This is a genomic window from Rhizobium acidisoli (genome assembly GCF_002531755.2).
Taxonomy (GTDB): domain Bacteria; phylum Pseudomonadota; class Alphaproteobacteria; order Rhizobiales; family Rhizobiaceae; genus Rhizobium; species Rhizobium acidisoli.
The window spans coordinates 1,331,413-1,344,092 of record NZ_CP034998.1; the positions used below are offsets into that span (position 1 = coordinate 1,331,413).

Here is a 12,680-nt window from a genome sequence, read left to right on the forward strand (position 1 = left end):
GATCATGGCTGGTAAGCGCACGCAGAAGATCAACGAAGGTGTTGATCCCACCAAGCTCTACGCTCTGAGCCTCGCCATCGGCATGGTCAAGGAACGGGCTGTCGCCAAGTTCGACGAAACCATCGAAGTCTCGATGAACCTCGGCGTCGACCCGCGCCATGCGGACCAGATGGTTCGCGGCGTCGTCAATCTGCCGAACGGCACGGGCCGTACGGTTCGCGTCGCCGTCTTCGCTCGTGGCGTCAAGGCCGATGAAGCCAAGGCTGCCGGTGCCGATATCGTCGGCGCTGAAGACCTCGTCGAAATCGTCCAGGGCGGCAAGATCGAATTCGATCGCTGCATCGCCACCCCGGACATGATGCCGCTCGTCGGCCGTCTCGGTAAGGTTCTCGGCCCCCGCGGCATGATGCCGAACCCGAAGGTCGGCACCGTCACCATGGATGTCGCCGGAGCCGTCAAGGCTTCCAAGGGCGGCGCTGTCGAGTTCCGCGTCGAAAAGGCTGGTATCGTCCATGCCGGCATCGGCAAGGCCTCTTTCGACGCCAAGGCTCTGGAAGAAAACATCCGCGCCTTTGCTGACGCCGTCATCAAGGCGAAGCCGGCTGGCGCCAAGGGCAACTACGTCAAGCGCGTGGCGATTTCCTCGACCATGGGCCCGGGCGTCAAGATCGAAGTCGGCTCGGTCACAGCAAGCCCGACTGCATAAGTTGATTGCCGGACCTCGGTCCGGCCACTGAAATTCCGGCCTCGCAAGGGGCCGGAATATTCCGGAGAAATCCGGAATCCTGTCCGAGATTGCAGGTGGTTTTCCCTTAATCACTTCGCCTGCATGAGACGGGTAAGACCCGAAATTCATGAAGTTCGCTTCTAGGAAATCGGTTCGAGCCTTGGATGCCTTGTGCCTCTTTAGCCTTGATTGGCGCGAGAGCGCGGGGGGACAGGATCCTCAAGCGTCGCTTGGGATCTCACATGATCCCGGGAGGCAAAAGGCAACCCGGCGGGCCCGTTTTCGGTCCCGCCAACTGGAGATAGGCAGTGGAAAGAGCGGAAAAACGCGAATTCGTCACGGAACTGAACGAAGTCTTCAAGGCTTCGGGCTCAGTTGTCGTGGCCCACTATGCTGGTGCCACAGTCGCGCAGATGAACGACTTTCGTTCGAAGATGCGTGCAGCTGGCGGTACCGTCAAAGTCGCGAAGAACCGCCTGGCCAAAATTGCCCTTCAAGGTACGGAAGCGGAAGGGATCACCGATCTCTTCAAGGGTCAGACGCTGATTGCATACAGCACCGATCCGATCACCGCTCCGAAGGTCGTCATGGATTTCGCCAAGACCAACGACAAGATCGTTGTGCTGGGCGGCGCCATGGGAACAACCACGCTCAACGCCGATGCAGTCAAGTCGCTTGCGACCCTGCCTTCGCTCGATGAGCTGCGTGCGAAGCTGCTGGGCATGATCCAGACACCGGCTACCCGCATCGCTGGGGTTGTTGCAGCACCGGCAAGCCAGCTTGCTCGCGTGTTCGCGGCTTACGCCAAGAAGGACGAAGCCGCTTAAGGCGGTTTTTCGCTGTTTATAATCAACCGGTTCGAACCGAACAAAAGGAACTAGTAAAATGGCTGATCTCGCAAAGATCGTTGACGACCTCTCCTCGCTGACCGTTCTGGAAGCTGCAGAACTGTCGAAGCTTCTCGAAGAAAAGTGGGGCGTTTCCGCTGCTGCTCCGGTAGCTGTTGCTGCCGCTGCTGGTGGTGCTGGCCCGGCTGTCGTTGAAGAAGAAAAGACCGAATTCGACGTCATCCTCGTCGAAGCCGGTGCCAACAAGATCAACGTCATCAAGGAAGTCCGCGCCATCACCGGTCTCGGCCTCAAGGAAGCCAAGGACCTCGTCGAAGGCGCTCCGAAGGCTGTCAAGGAAGGCGTCAACAAGGCTGAAGCCGCTGACATCAAGAAGAAGCTTGAAGACGCTGGCGCCAAGGCCGACGTCAAGTAATCTTGAAACGCTTTTGGGAGGCAGTCTCTGCTGCCTCCCATTTGCCGTTTTTCTGAACGAATTACCCAAAAGCCGCGTCAAACCGGCTTTTGGGTAATGGGTTCTTCAAAAGGATAGTCTCGCACCGAGGGCAGCACAGCAATCCGAGCTGAGCGTTTTCGGGTGTCGGACGAGATTGAACTACTCATTGATAGACGGGATCGACTGGCCATCGGTTCCCGTCCGTTGCAGGCCCGGGTGCAAGATTTTGAAGGAGCGACGATGGCTCAGACCCTTTCGTTCAATGGTCGTAGGCGCGTACGCAAGTTTTTTGGTAAGATCCCCGAAGTCGCAGAAATGCCGAACCTCATCGAGGTTCAGAAGGCGTCCTACGACCAGTTTTTGATGGTTGAAGAGCCGAAAGGCGGCCGGCCCGACGAGGGCCTTCAGGCCGTTTTCAAGTCGGTTTTCCCGATCACCGATTTTTCCGGCGCTTCCATGCTGGAATTCGTATCCTACGAATTCGAACCGCCGAAGTTCGACGTTGACGAATGCCGTCAGCGCGACCTGACCTATGCTGCGCCGCTGAAGGTGACGCTGCGCCTCATCGTGTTCGATATCGACGAGGATACCGGCGCAAAGTCGATCAAGGACATCAAGGAACAGTCCGTCTACATGGGCGATATGCCGCTCATGACCAACAACGGCACGTTCATCGTCAACGGCACCGAGCGCGTCATCGTTTCCCAGATGCACCGTTCGCCGGGCGTCTTCTTCGACCACGACAAGGGCAAGAGCCATTCTTCCGGCAAGCTGCTGTTTGCTGCCCGCGTCATCCCTTATCGCGGTTCCTGGCTCGATATCGAATTCGACGCCAAGGATATCGTCTACGCCCGTATCGACCGTCGCCGTAAGATCCCTGTCACGTCGCTGCTGATGGCGCTCGGCATGGACGGCGAGGAAATCCTCGACACCTTCTACACGAAGTCGCTCTACAAGCGCGACGGCGAAGGCTGGCGCATTCCCTTCAAGCCGGAAACGCTGAAGGGTGCCAAGGCGATCACCGAGATGGTCGACGCCGATACCGGCGAAGTCGTCGTCGAAGCCGGCAAGAAGCTGACCCCGCGCCTGCTGCGCCAGCTGTCCGACAAGGGCCTGAAGGCGCTGAAGGCCGCTGACGACGATCTCTATGGCAACTACCTCGCCGGCGACATCGTCAACTACTCCACCGGTGAAATCTACCTCGAAGCCGGCGACGAAATCGACGAGAAGACGCTCGGCATCATCCTGGCGAACGGCTTCGACGAGATCCCGGTTCTCGGCATCGACCACATCAATGTCGGCGCCTATATCCGCAACACGCTTTCGGCCGACAAGAACGAGAACCGTCAGGACGCTCTGTTCGACATCTACCGCGTCATGCGTCCGGGCGAGCCGCCGACCATGGAATCGGCCGAAGCCATGTTCAACTCGCTGTTCTTCGATGCGGAGCGTTACGACCTCTCCGCCGTCGGCCGCGTCAAGATGAACATGCGTCTCGACCTGACCGTCGAAGACACCGTCCGCATCCTGCGCAAGGACGACATCCTAGCCGTGGTCAGGATGCTGGTCGAACTGCGTGACGGCAAGGGTGAGATCGACGACATCGACAACCTCGGCAACCGCCGCGTCCGCTCGGTCGGCGAGCTGATGGAAAACCAGTACCGTCTCGGCCTGCTCCGCATGGAGCGCGCGATCAAGGAACGCATGTCCTCGATCGAGATCGACACGGTGATGCCGCAGGATCTGATCAACGCCAAGCCGGCGGCTGCCGCCGTTCGCGAATTCTTCGGTTCCTCGCAGCTCTCGCAGTTCATGGACCAAGTCAACCCGCTCTCGGAAATCACCCACAAGCGCCGTCTTTCGGCTCTTGGCCCGGGTGGTCTGACCCGTGAGCGCGCCGGCTTCGAAGTCCGCGACGTGCATCCGACCCACTACGGCCGTATTTGCCCGATCGAAACGCCTGAGGGTCCGAACATCGGTCTGATCAACTCGCTTGCGACCTTTGCCCGCGTCAACAAGTACGGCTTCATCGAAAGCCCGTATCGTCGTATCGTCGACGGCAGGGTGACGAGCGACGTGCTTTACCTCTCCGCCATGGAAGAGGCGAAGTACTACGTCGCCCAGGCCAACGCCGAAATGAACGCCGACGGTTCCTTCGTCGACGAGTTCGTCGTCTGCCGTCATGCCGGCGAAGTCATGCTCGCACCCCGCGACAGCATGAACCTGATGGACGTTTCGCCGAAGCAGGTCGTTTCGGTCGCAGCCGCGCTCATCCCGTTCCTGGAAAACGACGACGCCAACCGCGCGCTCATGGGCTCGAACATGCAGCGTCAGGCCGTGCCGCTGCTGCGTGCCGAAGCCCCGTTCGTCGGGACCGGCATGGAGCCGGTCGTTGCCCGTGACTCAGGCGCTGCCATCGGCGCGCGCCGCGGCGGCGTGGTCGACCAGGTCGACGCGACGCGTATCGTTATCCGCGCCACCGAAGACCTCGAAGCCGGCAAATCCGGCGTCGATATCTACCGCCTGCAGAAGTTCCAGCGTTCGAACCAGAACACCTGCGTCAACCAGCGCCCGCTGGTCACCGTCGGTGACGAGGTCAACCGCGGCGACATCCTCGCCGACGGCCCGTCGACCGATCTCGGCGACCTGGCGCTCGGCCGTAACGCGCTCGTCGCGTTCATGCCCTGGAACGGCTACAACTACGAAGACTCGATCCTGCTCTCCGAGCGTATCGTTGCCGACGACGTGTTCACCTCCATCCACATCGAGGAATTCGAAGTGATGGCGCGCGACACCAAGCTTGGTCCTGAGGAAATCACCCGCGACATTCCGAACGTTTCGGAAGAAGCGCTGAAGAACCTCGACGAAGCCGGCATCGTCTACATCGGCGCCGAAGTTCAGCCGGGCGATATTCTTGTCGGCAAGATCACGCCGAAGGGCGAAAGCCCGATGACGCCGGAAGAAAAGCTTCTGCGCGCCATCTTCGGCGAAAAGGCCTCCGACGTGCGCGACACTTCCATGCGAATGCCGCCCGGCACCTACGGCACGATCGTCGAAGTCCGCGTCTTCAACCGCCATGGCGTTGAGAAGGACGAGCGCGCGATGGCAATCGAGCGCGAAGAGATCGAACGTCTTGCAAAGGACCGCGATGACGAGCAGGCGATCCTCGACCGTAACGTTTACGGCCGTCTGATCGAAATGCTGCGCGGCCAGGCCTCCATCGCCGGCCCGAAGGGCTTCAAGAAGGGCACCGAGCTTTCGAATGCCGTCGTCTCCGAATATCCCCGCTCGCAGTGGTGGATGTTCGCCGTCGAGGACGAGAAGGTTCAGAGCGAGCTCGAAGCGCTCCGCGGCCAATACGACGAATCCAAGTCGCGCCTTGAACAGCGCTTCATGGACAAGGTCGAAAAGGTCCAGCGCGGCGATGAAATGCCTCCTGGCGTCATGAAGATGGTCAAGGTCTTCGTCGCTGTGAAGCGCAAGATCCAGCCGGGCGACAAGATGGCCGGCCGTCACGGGAACAAGGGCGTCGTCTCGCGCATTGTGCCTGTCGAGGACATGCCGTTCCTCGAAGACGGCACGCATGTCGACGTCGTTCTGAACCCGCTCGGCGTTCCCTCGCGTATGAACGTCGGCCAGATCCTCGAAACCCATCTGGGTTGGGCTTGCGCCGGCATGGGTCGCCAGATCGGCGAACTGATCGACGCATACAAGGCCAATGGCAACATCGAGCCGCTGCGCAAGACCATCGGCGATGTCGTCGGTGACGGTCCGAAGGCCGAACAGGTCCAGGATTTCGACGACGACTCGGTTCTGCGTCTCGCCGACCAGTGGAAGCGCGGCGTTTCGATTGCAACGCCGGTCTTCGACGGCGCCAACGAAGCCGACGTCAACGACATGCTGCGCCTGGCAGGTCTCAAGGACACCGGTCAGTCGACGCTCTATGACGGCCGTACCGGCGAGCAGTTCGACCGCCAGGTGACCGTGGGCTACATCTACATGCTGAAGCTCAACCACTTGGTCGACGACAAGATCCATGCCCGTTCGATCGGTCCTTACTCGCTCGTGACCCAGCAGCCGCTGGGCGGCAAGGCGCAGTTCGGCGGTCAGCGCTTCGGGGAAATGGAAGTCTGGGCGCTCGAAGCTTACGGCGCGGCCTACACGCTGCAGGAAATGCTGACGGTGAAGTCGGACGACGTCGCCGGCCGCACCAAGGTCTACGAAGCCATCGTCCGCGGAGACGACACGTTCGAAGCCGGTATTCCGGAAAGCTTCAACGTTCTCGTCAAGGAAATGCGCTCGCTGGGCCTCAGCGTCGAGCTCGAAAACACCAAGCTTGACGAGGCGCAGGCAGCGCAGCTGCCCGACGCGGCCGAGTAAGCAGTTGATAGGGCGTGCGCTGCCAATGCGGCGCACGCCGGTCCCGCCGGGCGCCGTATCCATATCGGCCCTGCAGGGAAGTTTCGCCGCATCTTGCGGTTATTCTCGTTTAAGCGAGGGAGGCGGCTCCCGGGAATTTGCCGCCGACCATCGCATTTTGAGGGCGCTTTAGCCCATGAAGGAGACAGGCATGAACCAAGAGGTCATGAATCTTTTCAATCCGCAGGTGCCTGCACAGAATTTCGATTCCATTCGGATTTCGATCGCATCTCCGGAGAAGATCCTCTCCTGGTCTTACGGTGAGATCAAGAAGCCGGAAACCATCAACTACCGCACGTTCAAGCCGGAACGCGACGGTCTGTTCTGCGCGCGCATCTTCGGGCCGATCAAGGACTACGAATGCCTTTGCGGCAAGTACAAGCGTATGAAGTACAAGGGCATCATCTGCGAAAAGTGCGGCGTCGAAGTCACGCTGTCACGCGTTCGCCGTGAGCGCATGGGCCATATCGAGCTCGCCGCTCCCGTTGCCCATATCTGGTTCCTGAAGTCGCTGCCGTCGCGCATTTCGACGCTGCTCGACATGACGCTGAAGGATGTCGAGCGCGTCCTCTATTTTGAAAACTACATCGTCACCGAGCCGGGCCTGACTGCTCTGAAGGAGCACCAGCTCCTCTCGGAAGAAGAGTACATGCTGGCCGTTGACGAATACGGCGAAGACCAGTTTACCGCGATGATCGGCGCTGAGGCGATCTACGAGATGCTGGCCTCGATGAACCTCGAAAAGATCGCTGGCGACCTGCGCTCCGAGCTTGCCGACACCACGTCGGATCTCAAGCAGAAGAAGCTGATGAAGCGCCTGAAGATCGTCGAGAACTTCATGGAATCGGGCAACCGTCCGGAATGGATGATCATGAAGGTCGTTCCGGTCATCCCGCCGGATCTGCGTCCGCTGGTGCCGCTCGACGGCGGCCGTTTCGCGACGTCGGATCTGAACGACCTTTACCGCCGCGTCATCAACCGCAACAACCGCCTGAAGCGCCTCATCGAGCTTCGTGCGCCCGGCATCATCATCCGCAACGAAAAGCGCATGCTGCAGGAATCGGTTGACGCGCTGTTCGACAACGGCCGTCGCGGCCGCGTCATCACCGGCGCCAACAAGCGTCCGCTGAAGTCGCTCTCCGACATGCTGAAGGGCAAGCAGGGCCGCTTCCGCCAGAACCTGCTCGGCAAGCGCGTCGACTATTCCGGCCGTTCGGTCATCGTGACCGGTCCGGAACTGAAGCTGCACCAGTGCGGCCTGCCGAAGAAGATGGCGCTCGAGCTCTTCAAGCCGTTCATCTACGCCCGCCTCGACGCCAAGGGTTACTCCTCGACCGTCAAGCAGGCCAAGAAGCTGGTCGAAAAGGAAAAGCCTGAAGTCTGGGATATCCTCGACGAGGTCATCCGCGAGCATCCGGTTCTCCTGAACCGCGCACCGACGCTGCACCGCCTGGGCATCCAGGCCTTTGAACCCACCCTGGTCGAAGGCAAGGCGATCCAGCTGCATCCGCTCGTCTGCACGGCCTTCAACGCCGACTTCGACGGTGACCAGATGGCCGTTCACGTGCCGCTGTCGCTCGAAGCCCAGCTCGAAGCCCGCGTGCTGATGATGTCGACCAACAACATCCTGCATCCGGCCAACGGCGCGCCGATCATCGTTCCTTCGCAGGACATGGTTCTCGGCCTTTATTACCTGTCGATCCTCAACCAGAACGAACCGGGCGAAGGCATGGCCTTCTCCGATCTCGGCGAACTGCATCACGCCCTCGAAAGCAAGGTCGTGACGCTGCACACCAAGATCCGCGGCCGTTTCAAGTCGGTCGACGAGGATGGCAAGCCCTACTCGAAGATCTATGAGACGACGCCTGGCCGTCTGCTCATCGGCGAACTGCTGCCGAAGAACGGCAAGGTGCCCTTCGACATCTGCAACCAGGAAATGACCAAGAAGAACATCTCCAAGATGATCGACACGGTCTACCGCCATTGCGGCCAGAAGGACACGGTCATCTTCTGCGACCGCATCATGCAGCTCGGCTTCTCCCATGCCTGCCGCGCCGGCATTTCGTTCGGCAAGGACGACATGGTCATTCCGGATGCCAAGGCCAAGATCGTTGCCGACACCGAAACCCTGGTGAAGGAATACGAGCAGCAGTACAATGACGGCCTGATCACCCAGGGCGAAAAGTACAACAAGGTTGTCGACGCCTGGGGTAAGGCCACCGAAAAGGTCGCCGAAGAGATGATGGCCCGCATTAAGGCTGTCGAATTCGATGAGAACACCGGCCGTCAGAAGCCGATGAACTCGATCTACATGATGAGCCATTCCGGCGCCCGCGGTTCTCCGAACCAGATGCGTCAGTTGGGCGGCATGCGCGGCCTCATGGCCAAGCCGTCGGGTGAAATCATCGAGACGCCGATCATCTCGAACTTCAAGGAAGGCCTGACCGTCAACGAGTACTTCAACTCGACGCACGGCGCCCGGAAGGGTCTGGCAGACACCGCCTTGAAGACCGCCAACTCCGGTTACCTGACCCGCCGTCTCGTCGACGTCGCGCAGGATTGCATCGTCACGCACGTCGATTGCGGCACCGAAACCGGCCTCACCATGACCGCCATCGTCGATGCCGGCCAGGTGGTTGCCTCGATCGGCGTCCGCATCCTCGGCCGCACGGCACTTGATGACATCGATCATCCGATCACGGGTGAGCGCATCGTCGATGCCGGCCGGATGATCCTCGAGCCCGATGTCGTCGAAATCGAGAAGGCCGGTATCCAGTCGATCCGCATCCGCTCGGCGCTGACCTGCGAAATCCAGACGGGCGTCTGCGCAGTCTGCTACGGCCGCGACCTGGCCCGTGGTACGCCTGTGAACATGGGTGAAGCCGTCGGCGTCATCGCTGCTCAGTCGATCGGTGAACCGGGCACCCAGCTCACCATGCGTACCTTCCACCTTGGCGGTACGGCAACCGTGGTCGACCAGTCGTTCCTGGAAGCCTCGTACGAAGGTACGGTGCAGATCAAGAACCGCAACATCCTGCGCAACTCCGATGGCAACCTCGTCGCCATGGGCCGCAACATGACCGTCCAGATCCTGGACGAGCGTGGCGTGGAACGGTCTTCGCAGCGTGTCGCCTACGGTTCGAAGCTGCATGTCGACGAAGGCGACAAGGTCAAGCGCGGCCAGCGTCTGGCCGAGTGGGATCCTTACACCCGTCCGATGATGACCGAAGTTGCTGGTACCGTTCAGTTCGAAGACCTGGTCGACGGTCTCTCGGTTCTGGAAGCGACCGACGAATCCACCGGCATCACCAAGCGCCAGGTCATCGACTGGCGTTCGACCCCGCGCGGTTCGGACCTCAAGCCGGCGATCGTCATCAAGGATGCCAGCGGCAATGTCATGAAGCTGTCGCGTGGCGGTGACGCCCGCTTCATGCTCTCGGTCGACGCTATTCTGTCGGTTGAGCCGGGCACCAAGGTCTCCCAGGGTGACGTTCTCGCGCGTTCGCCGCTGGAAAGCGCCAAGACCAAGGACATCACCGGCGGTCTGCCGCGTGTTGCCGAGCTCTTCGAAGCCCGCCGTCCGAAGGACCATGCCATCATCGCAGAGATCGATGGTACGATCCGCCTCGGCCGCGACTACAAGAACAAGCGCCGCGTCATCATCGAGCCGGCGGAAGACGGTGTCGAGCCTGTCGAATACCTGATCCCGAAGGGCAAGCCCTTCCACCTTCAGGAAGGCGACTATATCGAAAAGGGTGACTACATCCTCGACGGTAACCCGGCTCCGCACGACATCCTGGCGATCAAGGGCGTGGAGGCTCTGGCCTCCTACCTCGTCAACGAGATCCAGGAAGTCTACCGCCTGCAGGGTGTTGTCATCAACGACAAGCACATCGAGGTGATTGTCCGTCAGATGCTCCAGAAGGTGGAGATCACCGATGCAGGCGACTCGACCTATATCGTCGGCGACAACGTCGACCGGATCGAGCTCGAAGACGTCAACGATCACCTGATCGAGCAGGGCAAGAAGCCGGCCTACGGCGATCCGGTTCTTCTCGGCATCACCAAGGCGTCGCTGCAGACCCCGTCCTTCATCTCGGCCGCATCCTTCCAGGAAACGACCAAGGTGCTGACGGAAGCTGCGATCGCCGGCAAGACCGACGGCCTGCAGGGTCTGAAGGAAAACGTCATCGTCGGCCGTCTCATCCCGGCCGGTACCGGCGGCACCATGACCCAGATCCGCCGTATCGCCACGTCGCGCGACGAGCTGATCCTCGAAGAGCGCCGCAAGGGCACGGGTGCTGCCGTTGCCACGCCGATGCTGCAGGACATGGCCGAAAAGGCTCCGGCTGCGGAATAATCCGCAGCCGACGACCACCACTCAGGTGGCACGCGAATTGAAAAACCGCCCGGAGCGATCCGGGCGGTTTTTGTTTTTGGTCTGCAGGTAGGTTGGGGGAGGGAAGGTGCTGCCTGCGCTTTATGCTGCCTTTGCGACCCGCAGCGTCAGCGGCAGCTCGCTTCAGTTGAAGCGGATGATGGCGACCTCGCCGTCGACGGCGCCCTGATAGGCAGAGGCGTGCGGCTCTTCGGCTGGCACCTCGGTCAGCATGCCGATCTGGTCGAGATCGGCCTCGATGAAGCCTTCCTCGGCAAGGGCGTTCAGGGCCTCGCGCACGGCTGTGTCGTCGTCGGGCGCCTTCAGCATGATGTGCAGATCGATGCCTTCGCTGTCGTCGGACTCGTAGCCTTTGCCGATGATGATGAAGACCATCGGTCCGTCGAAATTATTGTCGTTATCAGGTGTCGTAATCATCGCCTGTCCTTCGGCTCTTTGACGATTCGGTCGCTCGAATCCTGCTGTGAGGGCCGCACGCCGCAATTGCTGATTCCTTAACTGCTTTTGCCGCGATGCCCAAGTTTTTATCTTGGTGCACGGCCGCCATTTCGTCTAGAAGGATGAAATCAGGGCGTTAGGCCCTGAGATCAAGGCGATACGGCGAGTTTATTTCTTAACCGGCCTTGACGAGAGGGGTGGAAACCAGTAGTACCCCGGCCATCAGATCCCATGTGAGGCTTGGCTGTTCGGGGCGACGCGCCCTGAAGTTCACCTCAAACAAGGTTCTAAACGCACGTTGAAGTCATGATGCTGCACGCACGACGCATATTTTATGCGTCCTCTGCTCCTTGTGGTCCATCTGCGGAAGCGGATCGGGCCATATTTTGCGCATTGACGGAAAGCATGCGTCACTGCCGGAGACGGCGCGAGTTCAAGCCCGCAAGGGTACTGAGATAAAACGTAAGGGATGGTTGAATGCCTACCGTAAACCAGCTGATCCGCAAGCCTCGCCAGGCGAACGTAAAGCGTAACAAGGTTCCCGCACTCCAGGAGAACCCGCAGAAGCGCGGCGTTTGCACGCGCGTCTATACGACGACGCCGAAGAAGCCGAACTCGGCTCTGCGTAAGGTCGCAAAGATCCGCCTGACCAACGGCTTCGAAGTCATTGGTTACATCCCCGGCGAAGGTCACAACCTTCAGGAACACTCCGTCGTCATGATCCGTGGCGGCCGCGTCAAGGACCTTCCGGGTGTCCGTTATCACATCATCCGCGGCGTTCTCGATACCCAGGGTGTCAAGAACCGCAAGCAGCGCCGCTCCAAGTACGGTGCGAAGCGTCCGAAGTAATTCGGTTTTGAATAATCCGGCGCTGCGCGAGGTCCTCCGCGTGATGAAGCGCCTTAACGGTTGAAGAGACGAGAATAATGTCCAGACGTCATAAAGCAGAAAAGCGCGAGATCAATCCGGACCCGAAGTTCGGCGATCTCGTCGTCACCAAGTTCATGAATGCCATCATGCTCGACGGCAAGAAGTCCGTTGCTGAAAACATCGTTTACGGCGCATTCGACGTCGTTCAGGGCAAGTCCAAGCAGGAGCCGCTCACGGTTTTCCATTCTGCGCTCGACAACATTGCCCCGCACGTTGAAGTCCGCTCGCGCCGCGTCGGTGGTGCGACCTATCAGGTGCCGGTCGATGTTCGTCCGGAGCGCCGCCAGGCCCTCGCCATTCGCTGGCTGATCGCTGCTGCCCGCAAGCGCAATGAAACGACTATGGTTGACCGCCTTTCCGGCGAACTGCTCGATGCGTCCAACAACCGCGGCTCCGCCGTCAAGAAGCGCGAAGACACGCACAAGATGGCTGACGCCAACCGTGCATTCTCGCACTATCGCTGGTAATTCCGAACGGTATCGA

The 12,680-nt window shown here is 60.2% G+C and carries 8 protein-coding genes; 7 read left to right on the forward strand and 1 reads right to left on the reverse strand.

Annotated elements, in window-relative coordinates:
• Positions 1–4 precede the first annotated feature (4 nt).
• From rplA to rpoC, 5 genes are all read left to right on the forward strand, one after another.
• Complete coding sequence (rplA, locus tag CO657_RS06650; RefSeq protein WP_003587204.1) at positions 5–706, forward strand: 50S ribosomal protein L1; 702 nt, start codon at positions 5–7, stop codon at positions 704–706.
• Positions 707–1,035: 329 nt separating this feature from the next.
• Positions 1,036–1,554, forward strand: a complete 519-nt coding sequence (gene rplJ / locus CO657_RS06655) for a 50S ribosomal protein L10 (protein ID WP_003587203.1) — start codon at positions 1,036–1,038, stop codon at positions 1,552–1,554.
• Positions 1,555–1,612: 58 nt separating this feature from the next.
• Positions 1,613–1,990 carry a 50S ribosomal protein L7/L12 gene (rplL, locus tag CO657_RS06660; RefSeq protein WP_003578658.1) on the forward strand — a complete coding sequence of 126 codons (378 nt, stop codon included), beginning with the start codon at positions 1,613–1,615 and terminating at the stop codon, positions 1,988–1,990.
• Between the two features lie 261 nt (positions 1,991–2,251).
• Complete coding sequence (rpoB, locus tag CO657_RS06665; protein ID WP_003587202.1) at positions 2,252–6,391, forward strand: DNA-directed RNA polymerase subunit beta; 4,140 nt, start codon at positions 2,252–2,254, stop codon at positions 6,389–6,391.
• A 190-nt stretch (positions 6,392–6,581) separates the two neighbouring features.
• A complete protein-coding gene (gene rpoC / locus CO657_RS06670; protein ID WP_003587201.1) occupies positions 6,582–10,790 on the forward strand; it encodes a DNA-directed RNA polymerase subunit beta' in 4,209 nt (1,402 codons plus the stop codon).
• A gap of 162 nt (positions 10,791–10,952) precedes the next feature.
• On the opposite strand, the gene CO657_RS06675 is transcribed toward rpoC, so the two are convergent.
• Complete coding sequence (locus tag CO657_RS06675; protein WP_003587200.1) at positions 10,953–11,246, reverse strand: hypothetical protein; 294 nt, start codon at positions 11,244–11,246, stop codon at positions 10,953–10,955.
• A 498-nt stretch (positions 11,247–11,744) separates the two neighbouring features.
• Between CO657_RS06675 and rpsL the strand changes: the two genes are divergently transcribed.
• Together rpsL and rpsG are read left to right on the forward strand one after the other, a co-directional pair.
• Complete coding sequence (rpsL, locus tag CO657_RS06680; RefSeq protein ID WP_003547537.1) at positions 11,745–12,116, forward strand: 30S ribosomal protein S12; 372 nt, start codon at positions 11,745–11,747, stop codon at positions 12,114–12,116.
• A 77-nt stretch (positions 12,117–12,193) separates the two neighbouring features.
• Positions 12,194–12,664 carry a 30S ribosomal protein S7 gene (gene rpsG, locus CO657_RS06685; RefSeq protein ID WP_003578662.1) on the forward strand — a complete coding sequence of 157 codons (471 nt, stop codon included), beginning with the start codon at positions 12,194–12,196 and terminating at the stop codon, positions 12,662–12,664.
• The last annotated feature ends 16 nt before the right edge of the window (positions 12,665–12,680 follow it).